Annotated in this window: 22 protein-coding genes; 10 read left to right on the top strand and 12 right to left on the bottom strand. The window is 67.4% G+C overall.

The features are described 5' to 3' along the window. Positions 1-20: 20 nt before the first annotated feature. On the bottom strand, positions 21-1,145 hold the full coding sequence (locus MKP08_RS06180; RefSeq protein ID WP_241555339.1) for an NAD(P) transhydrogenase subunit alpha: 1,125 nt from the start codon (positions 1,143-1,145) through the stop codon (positions 21-23). 5 nt (positions 1,146-1,150) lie between these two features. Further along, the gene (locus MKP08_RS06175; RefSeq protein ID WP_241555338.1) at positions 1,151-1,270 is read right to left on the bottom strand and encodes an aa3-type cytochrome c oxidase subunit IV; all 120 of its coding nucleotides are present in this window, start codon (positions 1,268-1,270) and stop codon (positions 1,151-1,153) included. A 184-nt stretch (positions 1,271-1,454) separates the two neighbouring features. Between MKP08_RS06175 and MKP08_RS06170 the strand changes: the two genes are divergently transcribed. From MKP08_RS06170 to MKP08_RS06160, 3 genes are all read left to right on the top strand, one after another. Beyond that, positions 1,455-2,873, top strand: a complete 1,419-nt coding sequence (locus MKP08_RS06170; RefSeq protein ID WP_215228952.1) for a sigma-54 dependent transcriptional regulator — start codon at positions 1,455-1,457, stop codon at positions 2,871-2,873. A 78-nt stretch (positions 2,874-2,951) separates the two neighbouring features. After that, a complete protein-coding gene (locus MKP08_RS06165; protein ID WP_215228953.1) occupies positions 2,952-3,467 on the top strand; it encodes a hemerythrin domain-containing protein in 516 nt (171 codons plus the stop codon). Between the two features lie 22 nt (positions 3,468-3,489). Continuing rightward, positions 3,490-4,257, top strand: coding sequence for an SDR family NAD(P)-dependent oxidoreductase (locus MKP08_RS06160; protein ID WP_241555337.1), 768 nt, complete (start codon positions 3,490-3,492; stop codon positions 4,255-4,257). Here the strand turns inward: MKP08_RS06160 and folP are convergent. From folP to MKP08_RS06140, 5 genes are all read right to left on the bottom strand, one after another. Next, the gene (folP, locus tag MKP08_RS06155; protein WP_241555336.1) at positions 4,254-5,366 is read right to left on the bottom strand and encodes a dihydropteroate synthase; all 1,113 of its coding nucleotides are present in this window, start codon (positions 5,364-5,366) and stop codon (positions 4,254-4,256) included. The two genes, MKP08_RS06160 and folP, sit on opposite strands and share 4 nt — an antisense overlap. Before the next feature lie 241 nt (positions 5,367-5,607). Further along, positions 5,608-5,754, bottom strand: a complete 147-nt coding sequence (locus MKP08_RS14395) for a type II toxin-antitoxin system RelE/ParE family toxin (RefSeq protein WP_373418071.1) — start codon at positions 5,752-5,754, stop codon at positions 5,608-5,610. 98 nt (positions 5,755-5,852) lie between these two features. Then, entirely contained in the window at positions 5,853-6,995 is a 1,143-nt protein-coding gene (locus MKP08_RS06150; RefSeq protein WP_306300126.1) for a site-specific DNA-methyltransferase, read from the bottom strand. 203 nt (positions 6,996-7,198) lie between these two features. Continuing rightward, positions 7,199-8,116, bottom strand: a complete 918-nt coding sequence (locus MKP08_RS06145; protein WP_241555335.1) for an oxidoreductase — start codon at positions 8,114-8,116, stop codon at positions 7,199-7,201. Next, entirely contained in the window at positions 8,113-8,754 is a 642-nt protein-coding gene (locus tag MKP08_RS06140; RefSeq protein ID WP_241555546.1) for a ribonuclease HII, read from the bottom strand. The genes MKP08_RS06145 and MKP08_RS06140 overlap by 4 nt, the downstream gene beginning before the upstream one ends. On the opposite strand from MKP08_RS06140, the gene MKP08_RS06135 reads away from it, so the two are divergent. The 5 genes from MKP08_RS06135 (at position 8,753) to MKP08_RS06115 (ending at position 12,950) form a co-directional block, all read left to right on the top strand. Beyond that, positions 8,753-9,964, top strand: a complete 1,212-nt coding sequence (locus tag MKP08_RS06135; protein WP_241555334.1) for a PQQ-dependent sugar dehydrogenase — start codon at positions 8,753-8,755, stop codon at positions 9,962-9,964. The two genes, MKP08_RS06140 and MKP08_RS06135, sit on opposite strands and share 2 nt — an antisense overlap. A gap of 72 nt (positions 9,965-10,036) precedes the next feature. Beyond that, positions 10,037-10,564 (top strand): GNAT family N-acetyltransferase, encoded by a 528-nt coding sequence (locus MKP08_RS06130; RefSeq protein WP_241555333.1) that lies wholly within the window; start codon positions 10,037-10,039, stop codon positions 10,562-10,564. Positions 10,565-10,613: 49 nt separating this feature from the next. Next, positions 10,614-11,162 (top strand): DUF1285 domain-containing protein, encoded by a 549-nt coding sequence (locus MKP08_RS06125; protein ID WP_241555332.1) that lies wholly within the window; start codon positions 10,614-10,616, stop codon positions 11,160-11,162. After that, entirely contained in the window at positions 11,159-11,776 is a 618-nt protein-coding gene (locus MKP08_RS06120; RefSeq protein WP_241555331.1) for a CoA pyrophosphatase, read from the top strand. The genes MKP08_RS06125 and MKP08_RS06120 overlap by 4 nt, the downstream gene beginning before the upstream one ends. After that, complete coding sequence (locus MKP08_RS06115; RefSeq protein WP_241555330.1) at positions 11,769-12,950, top strand: CCA tRNA nucleotidyltransferase; 1,182 nt, start codon at positions 11,769-11,771, stop codon at positions 12,948-12,950. Before MKP08_RS06120 ends, MKP08_RS06115 begins: the two co-directional genes overlap by 8 nt. 197 nt (positions 12,951-13,147) lie before the next feature. On the opposite strand, the gene parC is transcribed toward MKP08_RS06115, so the two are convergent. After that, the gene (parC, locus tag MKP08_RS06110; RefSeq protein WP_241555329.1) at positions 13,148-15,451 is read right to left on the bottom strand and encodes a DNA topoisomerase IV subunit A; all 2,304 of its coding nucleotides are present in this window, start codon (positions 15,449-15,451) and stop codon (positions 13,148-13,150) included. Between the two features lie 100 nt (positions 15,452-15,551). Between parC and MKP08_RS06105 the strand changes: the two genes are divergently transcribed. Beyond that, entirely contained in the window at positions 15,552-16,094 is a 543-nt protein-coding gene (locus tag MKP08_RS06105) for a type 1 glutamine amidotransferase domain-containing protein (protein ID WP_241555328.1), read from the top strand. A gap of 178 nt (positions 16,095-16,272) precedes the next feature. Here MKP08_RS06105 and MKP08_RS06100 read toward each other — a convergent pair whose 3' ends face one another. The 4 genes from MKP08_RS06100 to MKP08_RS06085 form a co-directional block, all read right to left on the bottom strand. Next, positions 16,273-17,724, bottom strand: coding sequence for a DEAD/DEAH box helicase (locus tag MKP08_RS06100; protein WP_241555327.1), 1,452 nt, complete (start codon positions 17,722-17,724; stop codon positions 16,273-16,275). 257 nt (positions 17,725-17,981) lie between these two features. Then, positions 17,982-18,311, bottom strand: a complete 330-nt coding sequence (locus MKP08_RS06095; protein WP_241555326.1) for a 2Fe-2S iron-sulfur cluster-binding protein — start codon at positions 18,309-18,311, stop codon at positions 17,982-17,984. Beyond that, positions 18,311-19,399: a cysteine desulfurase family protein gene (locus MKP08_RS06090; protein WP_241555325.1), complete on the bottom strand. Its 1,089-nt coding sequence runs from the start codon at positions 19,397-19,399 to the stop codon at positions 18,311-18,313. The genes MKP08_RS06095 and MKP08_RS06090 overlap by 1 nt, the downstream gene beginning before the upstream one ends. Positions 19,400-19,533: 134 nt before the next feature. Next, positions 19,534-20,523 carry an aminotransferase class V-fold PLP-dependent enzyme gene (locus tag MKP08_RS06085; protein ID WP_241555324.1) on the bottom strand — a complete coding sequence of 330 codons (990 nt, stop codon included), beginning with the start codon at positions 20,521-20,523 and terminating at the stop codon, positions 19,534-19,536. A 172-nt stretch (positions 20,524-20,695) separates the two neighbouring features. Here MKP08_RS06085 and MKP08_RS06080 point away from each other — a divergent pair, with 172 nt between their 5' ends. After that, the gene (locus MKP08_RS06080; protein WP_215228969.1) at positions 20,696-21,352 is read left to right on the top strand and encodes an alpha/beta hydrolase; all 657 of its coding nucleotides are present in this window, start codon (positions 20,696-20,698) and stop codon (positions 21,350-21,352) included. Positions 21,353-21,459 lie beyond the last annotated feature (107 nt).

The raw sequence follows: 21,459 nt of genomic DNA, 5'->3' as shown, positions 1-21,459 counted from the left end.
TCCCCTCCCCCGGGTCCGGATTACTGCGCCGCCAACCTCTCGTTCACGACCTTGCCGCCCTGCGTCAGGCGCACCGCGTCACCGATTTCCTCGTCCAGCGCGACTGCCCCTGCGTCCTTGTCCCAGAAGGCGGACAGGAAATTGTAGAGGTTGCGCGCGAACAGGGCCGAGGCGTCGGGTGCGAGCGTGGTCGGGGTGTTGGCATAGCCCATCAGCGTGACGCCGTGTTTCACCACCAGCTCGTCAGCCTGCGAGCCCTCGACATTGCCGCCCTGCGCGACCGCCAGGTCGAAGATGACGCTGCCGGGTTTCATGCTGGCGATCTGCGCGTCGGTAATCAGGCGTGGTGCCGCGCGGCCGGGGATCAGCGCGGTGGTGATCACGATATCCTGCTTAGCGATATGCTCGGACACCAGCTTTGCCTGCGCCTGCTGGTATTCCTCGCTCATCTCGGTGGCGTAGCCGCCCGAACCCTCGCCCTCGATCCCGGCGACGTCTTCGACGAAGATCGGCTTCGCACCAAGCGACTTGATCTGTTCCTTGGTCGCGCTGCGCACATCGGTGGCGGATACCTGCGCCCCCAGTCGCTTCGCGGTCGCGATCGCCTGAAGCCCCGCCACGCCAACGCCCATTACGAAGACGCGCGCCGCCTGCACCGTGCCCGCGGCGGTCATCATCATCGGGAAGGCGCGGCCGTAAGTGTCGGCCGCCGCGATCACCGCCTTGTAACCCGACAGGTTAGACTGGCTCGACAGCACGTCCATCGATTGCGCGCGAGTAACGCGCGGCATGAATTCCATCGCCAGCGCCTGATATCCCGCGGCGGCATAGGCATCTACCCGATCGCGGCGCGCGAAGGGATCGAACACCGCAGCGACCATCGCCCCCGCCTTCGCACCCGACAGGAGAGCAGGATCGGGCGCCTGAATACCCAGGACGATATCGGCGTCCCGGACGATAGCGGCGGCATCGGCGACCTGCGCGCCCGCCTCTTCATATGCCGCATCGGAAATCGCGGCGGTCTCGCCCGCGCCCGTCTCCACCGCGACGTCGGCACCCAGCGCCGCGAACTTGCGGACCGTTTCGGGCGTCAGCGCCACCCGCGTTTCGCCCGGAGCGCGTTCCCTGAGTGCGGCGATCCGCAACGGCTTCAGCTGATGACGATCAGGAGGAGGAGCACGAGGATCGCGATGACGGGCACCGCGACCTTCACGACCGATATGAAACGCGAATAGGTCGCGCTGGCGGATTTCATGTCGTTGGCTGCCATGACCGGCAAATCCCCTTGCAAGTAAGTTTCAGCGCCCTGCCCTATCGCGATGCCCCCGGCTTGCCAAGCCTGCCGCGCGTCCGGCCCGTCGCCCTTAAGCGCGCCTTTACCCTATAGCGCTACGGCTCTTCCGACATCGACCATCCCGATTGCCGGGGCGGCACTGGAGAAGCGCGCGCGAACGATGGCGAAGGAAGATACACGTCTGTTGATGCTGGTCGACGACGAGCCGGCGCAAAGCCGCCTCGTCACCGCGCTCGCCGCGCGCGAGGGTTGGCGCACGTTGGTGGTTAAGGATTGCGAGACCGCCATCGCCACGCTCGGCACGCGGGAGGGCATGCAACTTTCCGCCATCATCCTCGACCAATGGGTTCCGGGCGACGAGGCCTGCGCGGTCATCGCCGAACTGCACAAGCGCCGCCCCGCCCTTCCGATCCTGATGCTCACCGCCAGCGCCAGCCCCCTGCAGGCGGTGGAGGCGATGCGCGCGGGCGCGACCGATTACCTGGTGAAGCCGGTCGCGCCGGAGCGGCTGATGCGCGCGCTGATCAGCGCGACCCGGATGGAGATGCCGCGCGACGAGCTGCAGCCTCTGACCGAGAAGATGCCCGTCAGCCTCGATTTCGATGCCATGATCGGTACCGCGCCCGCATTCCGCACCGCGCTCGCCCGCGCGGCCAAGGCGGCGCGCGGGCACGGCCATATCCTGATCGGCGGCGAAAGCGGGACCGGCAAGGAAATGCTGATGCGCGCCATGCACGCGTCCAGCCCCCGCGCCAAAGCACCCTTCCGCCTCGTCAACCTTGCCGGGATACCCGGCAATTCGGTCGAGTCCGCGCTGTTTGGGCATGAACCCGGTGCCTTTGCCGGGGCGTTCGACCGCCAGATCGGCGCGCTGCAGTCGTGCGACGGCGGCACGCTGGTGCTGGACGAGATCGATCGCCTGCCGCCCGATCTCCAGACCCGCCTTGCCGCGACGCTCAATTCGGGGATCGTGCGCCCCGTCGGCGCGACGCACGGCTTCCGCATAGACATCCGCCTGCTCACCGCCAGCAACCTGCCGCTGGCCGACATGGTGAAGACGGGACACTTCGACGGCGACCTGCTCGAGGCTATTTCGGCCACCAGGATCGAGCTGCCGCCGTTGCGCGAGCGATCGGGGGACATCCCCGCGCTCGCGCGCCATTTCCTTGCCCGCATCGGCGAACAGCCGGGCCTGCGCCATCTCAGCCTGGCCGACAGCGCGCTGAACCTGCTGGCTGCCTTCGATTGGCCCGGCAATGTCCGCCAGCTGCAGGCGGTGCTGTTCCGCGCCGCGGTGTTCTGCGATGGCGAGGTGCTGACCGCAGGCGACTTTCCGCAGCTGTCCGGAATGGTCGGCGAAGTGGCGGAGAACGGCGCGGCCCAGCCGGAGGCGGTGGGCGTCATGCTCTATACCGACGACGGCAATCTGCGCCCGCTGGAGGAGATCGAGGCCGATGTCATCCGCCTCGCCATCGGGCACTATCGCGGGCGCATGACGGAGGTCGCGCGGCGGCTCGGCATCGGGCGGTCGACGCTCTATCGCAAGCTCTCCGACCTCGGCATCGACAACGCGGCCTGACTTCTCCCGGCGCGGAACCGCCCGCGCCATGCCCCGTTCTCTCGGCGTAATTCCACGCCAGCAACAGGGACATCCCACATGGACATCGTCGACTGCATTCTAGCCGACCACGACCGCCAGCGCCGCTGGTTCTCCGCGCTCGACGAAGCGCGCGACGACACCGAATCGCTCGGCAAGATCTGGGAACGGCTCAAGAACCATCTCGAAGCGCATGCCGCGGCGGAGGAGAAGTTCTTCTACCCCCGCCTGCTCGAATGCGGCACCGGCGCGCTCGACAGCGACAGCGCCGAGGAGACCACCGAGGATGCGATCGGCGATCACAACGACATCGCCGAGGCCGCCGAGGAGGCGGACAAGCACAAGGTCGGCTCCGACAAGTGGTGGGAGAAGGTCGACCTGTGCAATTGCAACAACAGCTCGCACCTGTCCGAGGAAGAGCGCCAGGGGCTGACCGATTTCCGCCGCCATGTTCCTGCGGAGGAGCGGCGCAAGCTGGGTGTGAAATACCTCGCCTTCGAAGCCGACCATTCGGGGACCTACCACCGCCAGGAGAAGGACCCGGACGAGTATATAGAGGAAAACCAGGCCGCCTGAGCGCGGTCGAAAGGCAAACGGAATGTTCGATCTTGCCGGGCGGACCGCGCTCGTCACTGGCGCGGGTTCGGGGATCGGCGCGGCTGTCGCTCGCGCACTGGACGCGAGCGGGGCCGCGCGGCTGATCCTAGTCGACCGCGATGGCGACGCGATGCGCGGGCCTGACCTCGCCTGCGAGTTTGTGCCGTTGACCGGCGATGTGGCGGACCCCTCTTTCTGGAATGGGCCGTTCGCCGAAGCCGCCGCCGCGCATGGCCCGATCGACCATGCGGTGCTCAACGCGGGCATTTCCTCAGGCGGTCCGATCGCGGAGCTCGATTTCGCCGAATGGCGGCGGGTGCTGTCGACCAATCTCGACGGCACGTTCCTGTCCCTGCAGGCGACCCTCCGCGCGATCCGGGATGACGGAGCGATCGTCCTCACCGCCTCGATCAGCGGAGCAAAGGCGGAACCCGGCACCGCGGCCTATGGCGCGTCGAAGGCTGGGGTAATGCAACTCGCCCGGGTCGCCGCGAAGGAAGCCGCGCCGCGCGGCGTCCGGGTCAACGCGATCGCACCCGGCGGGGTCGACACCCCGATCTGGGACGACACCCCTTTCTTCCGCGACCTGGTGGCCGAGCACGGCGGAGACCGGGGCGCCGCGATGGACGCCCTTGCCAGGATGGCGACGCCGCTGGGCCGCTACGCCAGTGCGGACGAGATCGCGCAGCAGATCGCCTTCCTCCTCTCCGATGCCGCCGCGACCATTACCGGCGCGGTGCTGGTCAGCGACGGCGGCTACTCGCTCTAATCCGTCATCCCGGCAAAGTCGGTCAGCGCCGCATCGCGCAAGCCCCGCCAGACATTGCGCGCCTGCACCGTTTCGAACACGTCGTGGACGCGCAGCAATTGCACGCCCGCGTTCATTCCGGCGATCGCCATGGCGATACTGCCGCCCAGCCGCTGCTCCACCGCGGCCTCGTTCGACAGCGCGCCGATGAACCGCTTGCGGCTCGCGCCCAAGAGCAGCGGCTGGCCGAGCGCATGGAACAGCGGCAGCGCGTTGATCAGCGCGAGGTTGTCCGACAGCGACTTGCCGAAGCCGATGCCGGGGTCGAGCACGATGTTCTCCCGCTCCACTCCGGCGGCGATAGCGCGCTCGCGATGCGCCGCCAGCGCGTCGAACACGTCGAACACCACGCTGTCGTAGCCATCATTGTCGTGCAGGCCCGACCCGTCGCCGGGCAGATGCATCAGCGCCACCGGGCAGCCGGTCGCAGCCACCAGTTCCAGGCTGCGCGGATCGTAGCGTAGCGCCGAGACGTCGTTGACCAGCCCGGCCCCCGCGCGCAGCGCCGCCTCCATCGTGCCCGCGCGGCGGGTATCGATGCTGACCGCGGCGCCCATCGCGGCGCAATATTCTACCGCGGGGAGCGTGCGGCGAATCTCCTCCTCCTCCCACACAGCGTCCGCACCGGGGCGCGTGCTCTCACCCCCGATATCGAGGATCGCCGCGCCTGCTTCCACCATCGCGGCGGCATGCGCGCGGCCCACCTCGGGACGCTCGAGGAACTCGCCCCCGTCGGAGAAGCTGTCGGGCGTGACGTTGAGGATGCCCATCACCTGCGGCTGGTCGAGCCGCACGGTCCGCGCGCCTAGTTGCAGCGGCGGATGCGCGAGGGTCAAGTTCGCCCACTGCGCCTCCGCCGCCGCGCCCACGCTGTCGGGCAGTTCGCCCAGCACCCGCGCCATCGTGCCGCGCGAGGCCTGCCAGCGCGCGATCGTCTCGCCATCGCGGCGCAGGATCACGGCGAACCGGCTGGCGAAGACCATCCCCCCGGCGAGCCGGATCGCGTCGCCCTCCTCTTCCTGCGGGCCGGGCGCGAAGCCGATGGGACGGATGTAGATGCGTTCGGTCATGCGTCAGACCCGTAGCAGCGCGAGGGGAGGATGGAACACCGAAGCGGGTGTTTTGCGAAACTTCGGTCGAGGAGGTTTTCTTTTTCTCTCAGATACTTGCAGCATATTCGACCCCTGCCAGCGTCAACTTCCGTTCTCGCGAGGGAAAATCGGTCGTCGAGTTGATATCGAAGCGGCGGCGCGGTCATCCGCGGCAGGTTAATGCAGCCATGGCGAGTAGGACAGCGACGGGGTGTGTCCATCAGACCTGGCGCTCGAAATCCATGCGATGGTGCAGAACGCGCACGACGAACACCTCCTGCTCGTTTGCCGTATAGAACACCACATGGGCCTGTTGACGTATTGGGCGAAGCCCTAGCGCCAACTCTTCGGCGCTGTGTCCGAGCATCGTGCAAAAGAAGCTATCATACTAATGGTGCAAACAACACCGCAGCCCGCATAGAAGCCGATCCCCCATCAATTCCGCAATGCGAATAAACGGGGCCCTCACTCCTCCGCCGCCAGCAGGTAAAGCTGCCGCGCGGCGTCGATCGGCTTGATCTCGCCGCCGTTCTCGTAATGCCAGAAGGTCCAGCCGTTGCAGCTGGGCGCGCCTTGCAAATCCTTGCCCAAGCCATGGATCGAGCCGCTTTGTTTGCCGCATTCGAGCGAGCCGTCGGCGCGCACGGTGGCGGTCCAGCGGCGTTTCTTGTCGAACAGCTGCGTGCCCGGTTTCAGCATGCCGGCCTCCACCAGCGCGCCGAAGGCGACCTTGGGCGCGGTCCGGCCCGCCTGCATGGTGGTCAGCGCGCTTTCGTCCAGGGGCAGTTCCTTCTCGATCCGCTTCAGCGCGGCATCGCGATAGACATTCTCGCGTTCGCAGCCGATCCATTCGCGCCCCAGCCGCTTCGCCACCGCGCCGGTGGTGCCGGTGCCGAAGAACGGGTCGAGCACCACGTCGCCGCGCTCCGTCGTCGCAAGCAGCACGCGATACAGCAGCGCTTCGGGCTTCTGCGTCGGATGGACCTTGTGCCCGCCTTCCTTAAGCCGCTCCGCCCCGGCGCAGATCGGGAAGAGCCAGTCGCTGCGCATCTGCAATTCGTCGTTCAGCGTCTTCATCGCGCGGTAGTTGAACTGGTAGCGTGCCTTTTCGCCCTGCGAACACCACAGCAGCGTCTCGTGCGCATTGGTGAAGCGGGTGCCGCGGAAATTGGGCATCGGGTTGGTCTTGCGCCAGACGATGTCGTTGAGGATCCAGAAGCCCAGATCCTGCAGGATTGCGCCGACGCGGTAGATGTTGTGATAGCTGCCGATCACCCACAGCGCGCCGTCGGGCTTCAGCACGCGCTTCGCCTCGGTCAGCCAGGCGCGGGTGAAATCGTCATAGCTCGTAAAGCTGTCGAAGCGGTCCCATTCGTCCGTCACCGCGTCGACATGGCTGCCGTCGGGCCGGTTGAGGTCGCCGCCGAGCTGGAGGTTGTAGGGCGGATCGGCGAAAACCAGGTCGACGCTGGCATCGGGCAGCCCGCGCATCGCGGCCACGCAATCGCCGCCCAGGATCCGGCCCAGCGGCAACAGCTCCTTCGGCACGGCGACCGGTTTGGCCTTGGCCCGCGCGCGCTGCTTCGTCGTGGTCTCGACGACCCCCATTCCGATCCCCCTCGTGAAAACTTATCCACAGGGTGAGTCCATCGGGACTCCACGTCAACCGCTCAATTGCCGCGCGGGTTATTTGAAACGTTGCAGGGACGTGCGGAACGAAGCGAGTCCGGCACAAGATATGGGGTGTGCGGCCGCGCACGGGACTCAAGATGGTGCGGTGTGGCCGCGCGGACTCACCGGCGCGCTTTCGCCTAGTTGGCGGGCGCGAGGCCTGGATCGACGCCGGTCATCTCCACCGAGGTCTCCCACAAACGCGCCGCCAGCAGCGGGTCTTGCGCGGTGTCGGTCGCGAATGCGCGTCCCGAGCTGTTCCCGCGCACTTCCATGAAGCCATAGGGGCCGAGATAGCTGCCCGAGGTAACGCGCGGATCGGTCGCCGCCTGCAGGGCAGGTAGCGCGCCTTGTCGTGCGCTGTTCAAGACCACCCCCATCAGCGGGCCGAGCAGCGTCGCCGCGCCGAGATGGCGCATGAGCTCGCTCTGCGCGACCCCGGGGTGGCAGCCGATCGCCGCGACCGGCGATTTCGCCGCGCGCAGCCGCCGGTCGAGCTCAAGCGCCATCAGCAGGTCGGCAAGCTTGCTCTGCGCATAGAAGCGCTGACGGTCGTAACCTTTGGCTGCGTCGAGATTGTCGAAGTCGATCCGCCCGCGCTTGTGCGCGATGCTCGACTGGATCACCACGCGCCCCCCGCCGTCCTGCGCCAGCCTGTCGAGCAGCCGACCGATCAGCGCGAAATGGCCGAGATGATTGACCGCGAATTGCAGTTCCGTGCCCGCCGTCGCGTGGCCGAGCGGCGGCATCATCACGCCGGCATTGGCGATCAGGAGATCGAGTTTCCTCTCCTTGCCAACCGTCTGCGCCGCCGCCTCAACCGAAGACAGGTCGGCGAGATCGCATGCGACGAACGCCAGATCGGCAGCGGGGGTATGCGCGGCGATCTTCGCCATCGCATCGCGCGCCTTGTCTTCGCTGCGGCAGGCGAGGAGGACGCGCGCGCCGCGCCGCGCCAGCTCGTCCGCGATGTGGTAGCCGATGCCGGTGTTCGCACCGGTCACGAGCGCGGTGACGCCCGCCTGCTGGGGAATGTCGTCGAACGTGAAACCGGTCATGTGGGGAACATCTCCGTCTGCGCGACCGGAGCGAAGCTGCGCCGGTGCAGCGGACTCGGCCCGTATGCACGCAATGCGGCGAGGTGATCGGCGGTTCCGTAGCCCTTGTTGCGGTCCCATCCGTAATGCGGATGGCGCGCGGCCTCCGCCACCATGATCCGGTCGCGCCATTCCTTGGCGACGATGCTGGCGGCGGAGATGGCGCGCTCCTTCGCATCGCCGCGCACGATCGCGCGGGCGGGCCACGCCCAGCGCTCGCATCGCCCGATGGGCGTTAGGTTACCGTCGATCAGCGCGATGTCGGGGGCACGGCCGAGCGAGGCGACGAGCCGCTCGACCGCCAGGCTCATCGCCAGCATGGTCGCGCCGAAGATGTTGCGCCGGTCGATCTCGTCCGGCTCCACCACGCCGACACCCCAGGCGCAGCGGGCGCGCACCGCGAGGTCGATCTTCGCCCGCTTCGGCGCGGCGACCACTTTCGAATCGGCGAGGCCGGCGGGGCACGGCTTGCACAGCACCACTGCGGCGGCGACCACCGGCCCTGCCAGCGGCCCGCGCCCCGCCTCGTCCACGCCCACCACCAACTCGCCCGCGCCGAACCCGGCACCGAATGCAGCGTGGGGCGTTCCCGACAGCATGACGATACGCTCGCTTTCCATCTCGCTCGCCCTATCGCTCCCCGCCGCGCTGATCTCAAGCTGCGGGGGCACGACATCCGGGGATGGCGCGACCTCACAATCCACCCCGCCGCCCGTCGGCTCCACGTCGCAGGCGCCGGACGAGACCATCGGCCCCTTCGCGATCACCGACATGGGTACGTTCGACGAACCGTGGGCCGCCGCCTTCGCGCCGGGCACGCGCACGCTCTTCATCACGGAGAAGGCGGGGACGATGAAATTCGTCGACACCGCCACCGGGCGGATCGGCACCGTCAGCGGCGTGCCGAAGGTCGATTACGGCGGCCAGGGCGGGCTGGGCGACGTCGCCTTCCTGCCTTCCGAAAGTTCGGCCACGCTCGACCGGCGCACGATCTACCTGACCTGGGTCGAGGCGGGCGGCGGCGACACGCGCGGCGCGGTGCTGGGCCGCGGCGAACTGGTGTGCGAGCAGGCCGATGCCTGCGCGATCCGCGGCATGAACGTGATCTGGCGGCAGGAGCCGAAGGTGACGGGTCGCGGCCACTTCTCGCACCGCATCGCCTTCTCGCCGGACGGCAAATACCTGTTCCTGTCCAGCGGCGAACGGCAGAAGGGTTCGCCCGCGCAGGACCTGTCGGTCAATCTGGGCAAGGTGCTGCGCCTCAATCTCGATGGCTCCGCCGCGGCAGGCAATCCCTTCGCCGACCGGGGCAGCCCCTCCGACCAGATCTGGTCCTACGGCCATCGCAATCTCCTTGGCCTCCATTTCGACAGTGCCGGGCGGCTGTGGGATCTGGAACACGGACCGAAGGGCGGCGACGAGCTGAACCATGTCGTGCGCGGCGAGAATTACGGCTGGCCGATCGTGTCCGACGGCGTGAACTACGACGGTTCGCCGATCCCCGATCATTCCACGCGGCCCGAGTTCAAGGCCGCCGCGATCGGCTGGACCCCCGTGATCGCGCCGGGCGATTTCGTGTTCTACGACGGAAAGCTGTGGCCCGAATGGACGGGCGATGCGATTATCACCGGGCTTGCGACCGAGGCGATCATCCGGGTGAAGATGGACGGCACCAGCGCGACCGAGGCCGCACGGTACAAGTTCGGCCACCGTCTGCGCGAGATCGAGGAAGGCCCGGACGGTGCGCTGTGGCTGCTGGAGGATGGCGATGGCGGCCGTTTGCGCAAGCTGACGCCATCCGGCCGATAGCCGGACCGGCAGCGCGGCGAAGGCAAAATTGATCGACAGGCCGCACGCCTCACCCTACCGCGCCCCGCCACGATGACGACGCTGATCCCCCTTTCCGCGGTCGAGCCTGCCATGCTCGAAGATCTGCTCGACGCGGCGTTCGGGGAGGATCGCCATGCACGCACCGCCTATCGCATCCGGGCCGGCATGGACTGGCTGCCCGCTCTCAGCTTCGCCACGCTGGACGAGGACGACCTGCTGGTCGGCACGATCCAGCTCTGGCCGATCGCGCTGATGACACGCGAGGGACGCGCGCATCCGCTGCTGATGGTCGGTCCGGTCGCGGTCATGCCGGGTCGTCAGGGCGAGGGGTTCGGCAAGGCCATGCTCGCCGCCGCGCTGGGCGCGCTGGATGTGGAGACATCGCCCGGCCGCCCGCCACTGCCGCAGGTGCTGATCGGCGATCTCGACTATTACGGCCGCTGGGGCTTCTCCGCGGAGCATACCGCCGGCTGGCGCTGCCCCGGCCCCTACGACCCTGCGCGCCTGCTGCTGCGGTGCCCGAACCCGGCGGTGCTGCCTGCCGAGGGCATGCTGGGGCCATGGCCCGAGGCGTCCTGACCGGTCCCGTATTGAGCGCGTCGCCGCGATCTGCCATCGCATGCTGCCCATGCCCTATCAGCCGCCCCCCGATCTTGCCGGACTGACGCTGGCGCAAATCGCCGAGCAGGTCGCGGCGCGCAAACTGCCGCCGGTTGAACAATGGTCGCCGGAGCGCGAAGGCGACAGCGAGATGCGCATCGCCGCCGACGGCACCTGGTTTCACCAGGATAGCCCCATCGCGCGAGCGGGCATGGTGCGCGCCTTTGCCGGCCTGCTGACCCGCGACGCGGACGGCGCGCATTTCCTCGTCACCCCGTTCGAAAAGCTGGCGATCGCGGTGGAGGACGCCGCGTTCATCGCGACCGATGTGGGCGAAAGGGATGGCGCGCTCGCGTTCCGACTCAACACCGACGAGCTGGTGGTGGCGGGGCCGGACAACCGGATCGTCGCGCGTGGCGATACGGAGCGTCCCGCGCTCTATCTGCAGGTCCGGCGCGGGCTGGAGGCGCGGCTCAACCGCTCGACCTACGAACAGCTGGCGCAGATCGCACTCGGCCAGGGTGACGACTGGAGCGTGACGAGCGAGGGAGAGCGCTTCTCGCTGGTGCCGGAATGAGCGCCCCAGGAAGCGCCTTATTCGACCGCCTGGCGGCGCTGTTCGAGGAGGGGCATCGCGCGGATATTCCCGACCTTTTGACCGACGAGCGCTTCGCCCACACCGCCCGCTCCACCGATGCGGCGGTGCTGATCGCCGTCACTGAACGCGAGAAGCCGGGCGTCATCCTGACTCAGCGGCCCCAGGATATGCGCGACCATCCGGGCCAGGTCGCCTTCCCGGGCGGCAAGATCGACGCGGGCGAGGATGCGATCGCGGCGGCCTTGCGCGAGGCGGAGGAGGAGATCGCCCTGTCGCCCGCCGAGGTGCGCGTGATCGGCGCGACCGACCGCTACCAGACCGGCACCGGGTTCGAGATCACCCCGGTGCTGGGCGTGATCCCCCCCGATCTGCCGCTGGTCGCCAATCCGGGCGAGGTCGCCTCGTGGTTCGAGGCACCGCTGGCCACCCTGCTCGACCGCGCCAGCTGGGAGGAGCACTCCGTCTTCTGGCGCGGGGCGGAGCGGCGCTATCTGGAATACCATCACGATGGCTATCGCATCTGGGGCGTGACCGCGGCGATCATCGCCAACCTGTCGCGCCGGATCGCCTATGCCGGGCTGTTCGATGCCTGATCGGCTGCCCGATGCCCCATGGCTGCGGCGCGAGGATCTGCCGCAACTCGTCGCCGCGCTTGGGGCCGAAAACGTGCGCTGGGTCGGGGGTGCGGTGCGCGACGCGCTGCTCGGCCTGCCGGTCAACGATGTCGACGCGGCCACGCCCCTGCTGCCGGAAACGGTGACGGAGCGACTGAAGGCGGCGGCAATCAAGGTCGTCCCCACCGGGATCGAGCACGGGACGGTCACCGCCGTGCTGCCCGAGGGGCCGGTCGAAGTCACCACGCTGCGCCGCGACGTTTCCACCGACGGGCGGCACGCCACCGTCGCCTTCGCCATCGAATGGCGCGAAGATGCCAGCCGGCGCGACTTCACGATCAATGCGCTCTACGCCGATCCGGAGACGCTGGCGGTCCACGACTGGTTCGACGGGCTGGCCGATCTGGCGGCCCGCCGCGTGCGCTTCATCGGCGATGCGCGGCAGCGTATCCGCGAAGATCACCTGCGCATCCTGCGCTATTTCCGTTTCCAGTCGCGCTTCGGCAGTTTCCCGCCCGACGTGGAGGCGGCCACGGCCTGCGCCGAACTCGCCCCGATGCTGAAAGGTATCAGCCGGGAGCGGATCGCGAACGAGCTGCTGCGGCTGCTGGGCACCGACGGCGCGGAGCAGACCGTGCGCTGGATGGCCGAGCTCGGCGTGCTGGCGGTGGTCCTGCCCGAGGCGGATGTCGCCCGTTACGACATCGCGCGCGAGGAGCGGGCGCATGGCATCGCCTCCGATCCGATCCGGCACCTCGCCGCGCTGCTGCCCGCCGAACCCGAGACCGCCGCCAGTGTCGCCAGCCGCCTGCGCCTGTCGAACGCGCAGAAGAAGCGGCTGGTCGCCGCCGCCGCGCGCGAGGCGGGCGATGCGGACGATCCGCGCGCGCTCGCCTATCGGCTGGGGACGCAGAGCGCCATCGACCGACTGCTGCTGGCCGGACGGGATGCGAGCGCGCTGCGCGATTTCGTGCCCCCCGTCTTCCCCCTGAAAGGTGGCGAGATCGTCGCGCGCGGCGTGGCTGCCGGGCCGGAGGTCGCGCGCGTGCTGCACGCGGTGGAGGCGCGCTGGATGGCGGAGGGGTTCCCGGATCGCAGCCGGGTCCAGGAACTGCTCGAAGACGAACTCGGCGACCTGCCTGGCAGAACCTAACCCCGCATGACAAGTCAGTCCTGGCCTGGTTAAGGCACCCTTCATCCGGTATGTGGCATGACCCTTGCATGATGCGGGTTCGGAAGAGTTCCCCTCATTCCCCCGCATCGACTGTTCCCTGGCGCCACCAAGTCCAGGGTCGCGGGACGGGTCGGGCCTTTGGGTTCGGCCCGTTTCCCATTCCATAAACTGGCACCTCAGTGGAAACGGTTGTCCTTCGGGAAGCCGTTGGGCGGCATGCGCCCAGCCGCGCCGCGCGCCACCTTCCATTGCCAGATGTCGGTCTCTGTCCGGGTGCGCCCGGTTTCGCCACCCATCGGCCAGCTCAGGCCGTCCTCCAGCTTGAACGTGATGGCATCGGACAGCCCGCCGTCGCGGTAGCGTTGCAACTGGACGCCCTGCCCGCGCGTCATCACCGGCACTTCCTCCAGGTTGAACACCACCAGCTTGCGGTTGTCGCCCACAGCGGCGACGTGATCGTCCCCGGTGGCGATGGGTCGCGCGACCACCAGCTTCGCATCGCCCTTCAGGTTCATCACCTGGCGCCCTTTGCGCGTTTCGGCCAGCAATTCGCCGGTTTCCGCCGCGAACCCCTTGCCGCTATCCGCCGCCAGCAGGACGCGCGCGCCATCGCGGTGCACCAGCAGCGCGGCGATATGCGCGCTCGCCTCGAGATCCAGCGTGTTGCGGATGGGCTCTCCGAAGCCGCGCGCACCGGGCAGCTTGTCCGCTCCCATGGTGTAGAACCGCCCGTCGTCGGCGGCGATCAGCAGCTTGTCGGTGGTCTGCGCGTGGATCGCGAAGGCAAGCTCGTCCCCTTCCTTGAACTTGAAGTCCTGGTCGAGCTCGACATGCCCCTTCGCCGCGCGGACCCAGCCCTTCTGCGACAGGATGACCGTCACCGGCTCCTTCTCGATCATCGCATCCATGCTGAATTCGACCGCGGGCTCCGCCTCCTCGATATGCGTGCGCCGCGCGCCCAGCGGCGTGTCGAGGCCGTATTCCTTCTTCAGCGCATTGAGATCTCGTTTCAGCCGCGTGCGCTGGCGCGCGGGGCTGCCGAGCAGCTTCTCGAGCTCGTCCTGCTCCTTCAGCAGGTCGTCCTTCTCGGCCCGCAGTTGCATCTCCTCCAGCTTGCGCAGGGAGCGCAGCCGCATGTTGAGGATCGCCTCGGCCTGCCGGTCGGTGAGCGAGAATTCCGCCATCATCACCGCCTTGGGCTCATCCTCGTAGCGGATGATCTCGATCACCCGGTCGAGGTTGAGGAAGGCGACGATGTAGCCCTCCACCAGCTCCAGCCTCCGGGCGATCTGGTCCAGCCGGTGCTGGCTGCGGCGCTGCAGGATCTCGATCTGGCTGCGGACCCAGTTTTCCAGCAGCTCCTTCAGCCCCATCACCATCGGCGTGCGGCCCATGCCCGGCTGCGTGTCGAGCACGTTGAGATTGAGGCCGAAGCGGGTCTCGAGATCGGTCAGCTTGTAGATCGATTCCTTGAGCAGCTCGGGATCGACCTTGCGGCTGCGCGGGACCAGCACGATGCGGATCGCCTCGTCGCTTTCGTCGCGCACATCCTCCAGAATCGGGACCTTCCGGTCGGCGATGGCAGCTGCGATCTGCTCGATCAGCTTGCCCTTCTGCACCTGGTAGGGGATCTGGTCGATGACGAGTTGCCATTGCCCGCCACCCATCCGCTCGATTCCCGCCGCGCGGTCCGCCGCCGTTCCGGCCTCCGCCGCATGGAAGCGCCCGCGGACCCGGAACGAGCCGCGCCCGGTCTCGTAGGCGTTGGCGATCGTTTCAGGGCTGTCGACGATCAGCCCGCCGGTCGCGAAATCCGGCCCCTTGAACAGTTCCATCAGCCGCGCGTGCTCGACGTGCGGGTTGTCGATCACCTCCAGCGTCGCGTCCACGATCTCCGAAACGTTGTGGCTCGGAATGTTGGTCGCCATGCCCACGGCGATCCCGCTGGCCCCGTTGGCGAGCAGGTTGGGGAACAGGCCGGGGAAGATCTCCGGCTCCTGCTCCTCGCCATTATAGGTCGGGATGAAGTCGACCGTCCCCTCGTCCAGCCCCTCCATCAGGCGCAGCGCGGTGCGGGTCAGGCGCGCCTCGGTGTAGCGATAGGCGGCGGCGTTATCGCCGTCGATATTGCCGAAGTTCCCCTGCCCCTCCACTAGCGGATAGCGCAGAGCGAAGTCCTGCGCGAGGCGGACCATCGCGTCGTACACGCTGGCATCGCCATGCGGGTGATACTTGCCGATCACGTCGCCCACGACGCGGGCCGATTTCTTGAATGCGTCGGTCGGATTGAGCTTCAGCTGCCGCATCGCCCACAGCAGACGGCGGTGGACCGGCTTCAGCCCGTCGCGCAGATCGGGCAGGCTGCGCGCCGTGATGGTGGAGAGCGCATAGACCAGATACCGCTCCTCCAGCGCGCTGTCGAAGGGGGCATCGACGATCGCGTCGAAGGGGTCTTTGTCGTCGTCCAGGGTTGTGGCCATGTATTCGCCCTACCACCGCCACGCTTCGCCTGTCAGCCCGGAACGAGGCGCTTTTCCCGTGCGTTCAAAGGGGGAACACACAAACAAGGAGTACCCCCACATGAGCAAGGTATGCATTCTCGCCACCAACGGCTTCGAGCAGTCGGAACTGTTCAAGCCGAAGGAAAACCTGGAGAACGCCGGAATCGAGACCGAAGTGGTCAGCATCGAGAGCGGCGAGATCAAGGCTTGGGACCAGGACGACTGGGGCAAGACGATCAAGGTCGACAAGACCCTGGACGAAGTGAAGAGCTGCGAAGGCTACGACGCGCTGATGATCCCCGGTGGCCAGATCAACCCCGACCTGTTGCGCGCCGACGACCGCGCCGTTGCGCTGGTCCGTGAATTCGACATGGCGGGCAAGCCGATCGCGGCTATCTGCCATGCCCCGTGGATGCTGATTGAGGCGGGCATCGTCGAAGGAAAGACGGCGACCTGCTACAAATCCATCCGCACCGATCTGAAAAACGCCGGAGCGAACGTGGTCGATACCGAATGCGCGCAGGACGGCAATCTGATCACCAGCCGCAATCCGGACGATATTCCGGCATTTTCCGAGGCGCTGATTGCCCGCGTTAAGAAGAAGGTAACCGAGAACGCCTAATCCGATCGAACAGCCAACAAGAGAAAACCCCGTCGCATCGCTGCGGCGGGGTTTCTTGTTTCTTGCTACCCTAAAGCAGCCGTACCGGATACGCCACCGATGATCAGGTGCAATCCGCCAGCGCAGGGGACGCCACCCGGCCATCTAGCCTGCGGCTAGCGACCGGGCGAAGTAGCGTTTAGCTCGGCTGGCGGCCGGTGCGCCCACGCGCATGGGGGCTGCGCTTCTGGCTGTTCCCCCGCGGGGTCGCCTCGACGCGGCGGGGCTGCCCTTCGGACCGGCCCTCGCCTTCACCATCGCGGCGACGGTTCGGATTGGCCTTGCCGCCACGCGCATTGTTGCGCTGGCCGCCGCGTCCCTGGCCGCCTTGGCCACCCTCGCGGCGCGGGCCACGATTGCCGCCACCGCGTTGACCGTCACGACCGCCGCGCGGTGCGCGTTCCTGCGGGGCGGAGCGCGTGCGCTCCTCCTCTTCCTCCACCACGGCGCGGAAGCCACTGGGGAGCGGAACCTTGGTCAGCGTGACCTTGGTCAGGCGCTGGATGTCGCGCAGGTAATCGCGTTCGTCCGGCGCGCACAGCGAGATCGCCATGCCCTCGCGCCCCGCGCGCGCGGTGCGGCCGATGCGGTGGACATATTGCTCGGCCACATTGGGCAGCTCGAAATTGAACACATGGCTAACGCCCGGAATGTCGATCCCGCGCGCGGCGATATCGGTCGCGACCATGATCTTCACCTTGCCGCGGCGGAACTCGTCCAGCGCCCGCTCGCGCTGGGGCTGGCTCTTGTTGCCGTGGATGGCGTTGGCGCGGATACCGGCCTGGCCCAGCTTCTTCACCACGCGGTCGGCACCGTGCTTGGTCCGGGTGAAGACCAGCACCAGGTCCATATCGCCGCTCGCGAAGCCCTTCTGCAGCATGAGGGTCAGCAGCGCCTGCTTCTCCGGCTGGTTGACGAAGGTGACGAACTGCTCGACCCGCTCGGCAGTGGTGGATTGCGGGGCGACGGAGACATGCGCGGGATTGCGCAGGTACTTGGCGGCGAGATCCTTGATCTGCTTGGGCATGGTGGCGGAGAACAGCAAGGTCTGCCGCCCTTCGGGCAGCAGGTCGACGATCTTGCGCAGGGCATGGATGAAGCCGAGGTCGAGCATCTGGTCGGCCTCGTCCAGGACCAGGATTTCCACCGCGCGCAGCGTCAGCACGCGCTGGTCGATCAGGTCGATCAGGCGGCCCGGCGTCGCGACGAGGATATCGACCCCGCGCGACAGCTTCTGCCGGTCCTTGCCGACGGAGGTGCCGCCGACGACGCTGGCCACGGTCAGGCCCGACAGCGCACCGTAATCGCGGGCGCTTTCGGCAATCTGGCCGGCGAGTTCGCGCGTCGGTGCGAGCACCAGCATGCGGCACGACTTGGCCGGTGCGCCGTGCTCGCCCGCCGACAGGCGATCGATCGAGGGCAGCATGAACGCCGCCGTCTTGCCGGTGCCGGTCTGCGCGATGCCGAGCAGGTCGCGCCCTTCCAGCACGGTGGGAATGGCCTGTTCCTGGATCGGCGTCGGGGTTGTGTAGTTCTTCAGGTCGAGCGCCTGGAGGATGGGCTGCGACAGCCCGAGATCTTCGAATTTCATGTGTTTATGACTCGCAAAATATGCGTCGCGCACGAGCGAGTGCTCACGCGGGAAGCGGGGGTTGGAAGCGCCCGCGTGAAAGGAAGCTTTGAAAGAGGTTTGGAGGCGGGGCCGGTGCGGCGAAAGGGCCGCTTCACGCTGTCGGGTCCCCGCGAGTTGACGGGCAGATGGGCGCGAACGGCGCGAAAGTCAATGAAAAGCGCATGAAGTCCAAACCCGCGGTGCCGAAAGACGAGCCATGGGCGCTTCTACCCGGCTCACACCCCGCGCATGTCCCGGCTCTCGGACGGAATCTCCACCTCCAGCCCGTCGAGGTCCGGGGTCAGGTCGATCTGGCACGACAGGCGGCTGGTCGGGCGCACGCCGTGGGCGAGGTCGAGCATGTCTTCCTCGTCCTCGCTCGCTGCGGGCAATTTCGCGAACCAGTCGCGCGCGACGACGACGTGGCAGGTGGAACACGCCATCTGCCCTTCGCACGTCCCCTCCAGCGGCAGGCCCGCCGCCTGCCCGACGCGCAGCAGGTTGTCGCCCGGCTCCGCCTGCGCTTCGACCCGCCGGTCGTTCGCGGTGATGAAGACGACCTTCATCACTGGGCGTCCGCCGCGGCGTTGATGAGATGCGCGGCCTCCTCGATCTCCTCGATGGTGGTGTAGCGCCCGAAGCCGAGCCGGATCGAGCTCTTCGCCTGCTTGTCCGACAGGCCGATCGCCTTCAGCACATGGCTGGGGCGCCCCGATCCACTGGCGCAGGCCGATCCGGCGGAAAACATCACGTCGCGGCAATCGCTCATCAGCCGGTTCACGTCGAGCCCCTTCTGCCGCAGATTGAGGTTGCCGTGCCAGCGCGCCTCCTCGCTGCCGTTCAATGCCCAGTTCTGGCCGAAGAGCGTCCGCGCGCGCTGCCACAGCTCCTCGATATGCTCGGCGTCGCGCGTCATCCGCTCCTTCGCCTCCTGCGCCGCCGCGCCGAACCCTGCGCACAATGCCGGGCTGAGCGTACCGGAGCGCAGGCCGGCCTCCTGACCGCCGCCGGTCTGCACCTCGTTCAGCTCCAGCCCGCCGCGCACCCACAGCGCGCCGATGCCCTTGGGCCCATGGATCTTGTGCGCGCTGATCGCGATCATGTCCGCGCCGGTCACCTCCACTTTGCCATAGGCTTGCACCGCGTCGCACAGATAGAGCGCGTTCGCGGCCTTCGCCTTGCGGTGCCAGTCGACCGTCGGCTGCACCGTGCCGATCTCGTTATTGACCTGCATCACCGCGACCAGCCGGGTGTCGTCGGGCAGGTCTTGCTTCGTATTGCACTGGCCGTTCCTGGCGACGTTGAGTTCGTGGCACCGACCGAGCGCGTGCGCGGTATCAAGCACCGCGGCATGCTCGATCGCGGAGACGGAGATGGAACCCTGCGGCTCGCCTTCGCCGCGCGCGGTGCCGCGCATGGCGAAATTGATCGCCTCGGTCGCCCCACTGGTGAAGATCACCCGGCCGCCCGCCGGGAACAACGCCGCGACCTGATCGCGCGCGAACTCCACCGCCGCCGCCGCCTGCCGCCCCATCCGGTGCGGACTGTTGGGGTTGCCGAACGCGGTCCCGCCCGGCCCGTCAAGCCAGCGCAGCATCGCATCGCGCGCCTCGGGCGCAAGGGGGGTGGTGGCCTGGTAGTCGAGGTAGATCATAATATGGTGTTCACCCTACCCTAACCGTCGCCCCGGACTTGATCCGGGGCCGAGCTTCAACTTTCGCAGTGCCCACGAAGGTAGCCTTGCCCCGAATCGAGTCCGGGGCGACGAGATAGAGGGGAATAGAAAGATCATGCCTTTGCCAGATCAAGCCAGACCTCACAGAAGCGTTCCACCTCAGCGCGCATGGTGTTCCAGCCAAAGCTGACGCGAATGGTATTGGTAGCGACCTCAGGTTCGACCTGCATCGCCTCCAGCACCCGGCTCGTCTTCATCGTCCCGCTCGAGCAGGCAGAGCCCTGAGACACCGCGATCCCCGCCATGTCGAAGCGCATGACCTGCGCGGTAGCCGACATGTTCGGCATGGCAAGGGCGCGAATGTAGGGGGTCGGGTCGGACAGGTGATCGGACAGCCAAGTGCCGCCGATCGTGCGGCATTCGCTCGCAAGCCGGTCGAGCGGTTCGAGCACCACCGGATCGATATAGGGCCTCCCGCACGCCTCCAGCGCGGCAACCATGCCAAGCGCGCCGGGCAGGTTCTCGGTCCCCCGGCGATAGCCGCGTTCCTGCCCTCCACTGGGGTGGAGCAGGGCATAATCCTTCACCAGCAGCGCACCGACGCCGATAGGACCGCCGAACTTGTGCGCTGAGACGATTGCCATGTCGCATGGCGGGATCGCGAACTTTCCCGCACTCTGGGCGCAATCTGCCAGCAGCAGGGCCCCGTTGTCCTGGATGGTTTGTCCGATCCGAGCAAGCCCCTGCCGGTTGCCGGTTTCCGAATTGATGTGCTGCACCGCGACGAGGGTGCGAGATTCTGTCAGGGACGTGCTGAGCAGCCGAGCGTCCACGGCTCCGTCCTTCCCAACTGGAAAGGTAAAATCGACCATGTCGGACGCCAACGCATCGTGCTCGACGCTGGACATATAGGTTGCCGGGGCAGCTGCATGACCTTGCGCCAGCGAAGCCGCCTCGCTCGCCCCGCTGGTGAAGATCACCTCGCCCTGCCAGCCGAGCGCCGTCTTTATCCGCTCGCGCGCGTCCTCCAGCGCGGCACGAGCCTTGCGCCCCTCCGCATGGGGGCTGGAGGGATTGGCCCAGAGCCGGAACCCCACCTCCATTGCCGCCCGTGCCTCGGGGCGCAGCGGCGTGGTGGCGGCATGGTCGAGATAGATGCGATCGGGGATCGGCTCCGCCCTTCAATCCAATTGCGAAATCGTGAGAAAAACCTATATAGCGCGCACCCTCGGCGCGTCACCCCGCGCCGGCTCAATCTCGTCAGGTGCCTCTCCCATGCCCACCGTCATCTTTCCCGGCCCCGAAGGCCGCCTCGAAGGCCGTTTCTCCCCGCCGCCGCGCCCGCGCGCGCCGGTTGCGATGATCCTGCACCCGCACCCGCAGGGCGGCGGCACGATGAACGAGCAGATTACGCAGCGACTCTACAAGACCTTCGTCGATCGCGGCTTCGCCACGCTGCGCTTCAATTTCCGCGGCGTCGGCCGCAGCCAGGGCAGCTTCGACAATGGCGTGGGCGAATTGTCCGACGCCGCCGCCGCGCTCGACTGGATTCAGTCGATCCACGAGGAAGCGCAGGTGACCTGGGTCGCGGGCGTCAGCTTCGGCGCGCTGATCGGCATGCAACTGCTGATGCGCCGTCCCGAAATCCGCGGCTGGATCAGCGTCGGCGCGCCGGCGAGCATGTACGATTTCAGCTTCCTCGCGCCTTGTCCGGCCAGCGGCATCTTCATCCACGGCGCACAGGACACCGTGGTCCAGCCCAATGCGGTGACCAAGCTGGTCGAGAAGCTGCGCACGCAGAAGCACATCACCGTGCACCACGAGGAAATCCCGCGCGCGAACCATTTCTTCGAGAACGAGCAGGCCGAACTGATGGCCTCGGTCGACAATTATCTCGACTTCCGTCTCGATCCGAGCTGCCCGATCACCTGATCCGGCGGCTGCGCGCACGCCGCGAACCCTCCCTACCGTAGCGTAAAGTGGCGATTTGCCACGCGATTGCGCTTGGTGAAACGACGTGACGATGTAACATTCTCCTT

Source organism: Erythrobacter sp. LQ02-29, assembly GCF_022576075.2.
GTDB lineage: Bacteria > Pseudomonadota > Alphaproteobacteria > Sphingomonadales > Sphingomonadaceae > Alteriqipengyuania.
Note: the sequence above shows the minus strand (reverse complement) of the source record. Positions and strands in the feature narration are given on the sequence as shown.

Bases quoted from the DNA above. Each gene is read 5' to 3' on its own strand.
- MKP08_RS06175 (WP_241555338.1), bottom strand. From the start codon at position 1,270: ATGGCAGCCAACGACATGAAATCCGCCAGCGCGACCTATTCGCGTTTC.
- MKP08_RS06170 (WP_215228952.1), top strand. From the start codon at position 1,455: ATGGCGAAGGAAGATACACGTCTGTTGATGCTGGTCGACGACGAGCCG.
- MKP08_RS06165 (WP_215228953.1), top strand. From the start codon at position 2,952: ATGGACATCGTCGACTGCATTCTAGCCGACCACGACCGCCAGCGCCGC.
- MKP08_RS06160 (WP_241555337.1), top strand. From the start codon at position 3,490: ATGTTCGATCTTGCCGGGCGGACCGCGCTCGTCACTGGCGCGGGTTCG.
- folP (WP_241555336.1), bottom strand. From the start codon at position 5,366: ATGACCGAACGCATCTACATCCGTCCCATCGGCTTCGCGCCCGGCCCG.
- MKP08_RS14395 (WP_373418071.1), bottom strand. From the start codon at position 5,754: ATGCTCGGACACAGCGCCGAAGAGTTGGCGCTAGGGCTTCGCCCAATA.
- MKP08_RS06150 (WP_306300126.1), bottom strand. From the start codon at position 6,995: ATGGGGGTCGTCGAGACCACGACGAAGCAGCGCGCGCGGGCCAAGGCC.
- MKP08_RS06145 (WP_241555335.1), bottom strand. From the start codon at position 8,116: ATGACCGGTTTCACGTTCGACGACATTCCCCAGCAGGCGGGCGTCACC.
- MKP08_RS06135 (WP_241555334.1), top strand. From the start codon at position 8,753: ATGACGATACGCTCGCTTTCCATCTCGCTCGCCCTATCGCTCCCCGCC.
- MKP08_RS06140 (WP_241555546.1), bottom strand. From the start codon at position 8,754: ATGCTGTCGGGAACGCCCCACGCTGCATTCGGTGCCGGGTTCGGCGCG.
- MKP08_RS06130 (WP_241555333.1), top strand. From the start codon at position 10,037: ATGACGACGCTGATCCCCCTTTCCGCGGTCGAGCCTGCCATGCTCGAA.
- MKP08_RS06125 (WP_241555332.1), top strand. From the start codon at position 10,614: ATGCCCTATCAGCCGCCCCCCGATCTTGCCGGACTGACGCTGGCGCAA.
- MKP08_RS06120 (WP_241555331.1), top strand. From the start codon at position 11,159: ATGAGCGCCCCAGGAAGCGCCTTATTCGACCGCCTGGCGGCGCTGTTC.
- MKP08_RS06115 (WP_241555330.1), top strand. From the start codon at position 11,769: ATGCCTGATCGGCTGCCCGATGCCCCATGGCTGCGGCGCGAGGATCTG.
- parC (WP_241555329.1), bottom strand. From the start codon at position 15,451: ATGGCCACAACCCTGGACGACGACAAAGACCCCTTCGACGCGATCGTC.
- MKP08_RS06105 (WP_241555328.1), top strand. From the start codon at position 15,552: ATGAGCAAGGTATGCATTCTCGCCACCAACGGCTTCGAGCAGTCGGAA.
- MKP08_RS06100 (WP_241555327.1), bottom strand. From the start codon at position 17,724: ATGAAATTCGAAGATCTCGGGCTGTCGCAGCCCATCCTCCAGGCGCTC.
- MKP08_RS06095 (WP_241555326.1), bottom strand. From the start codon at position 18,311: ATGAAGGTCGTCTTCATCACCGCGAACGACCGGCGGGTCGAAGCGCAG.
- MKP08_RS06090 (WP_241555325.1), bottom strand. From the start codon at position 19,399: ATGATCTACCTCGACTACCAGGCCACCACCCCCCTTGCGCCCGAGGCG.
- MKP08_RS06085 (WP_241555324.1), bottom strand. From the start codon at position 20,523: ATGGAGGTGGGGTTCCGGCTCTGGGCCAATCCCTCCAGCCCCCATGCG.
- MKP08_RS06080 (WP_215228969.1), top strand. From the start codon at position 20,696: ATGCCCACCGTCATCTTTCCCGGCCCCGAAGGCCGCCTCGAAGGCCGT.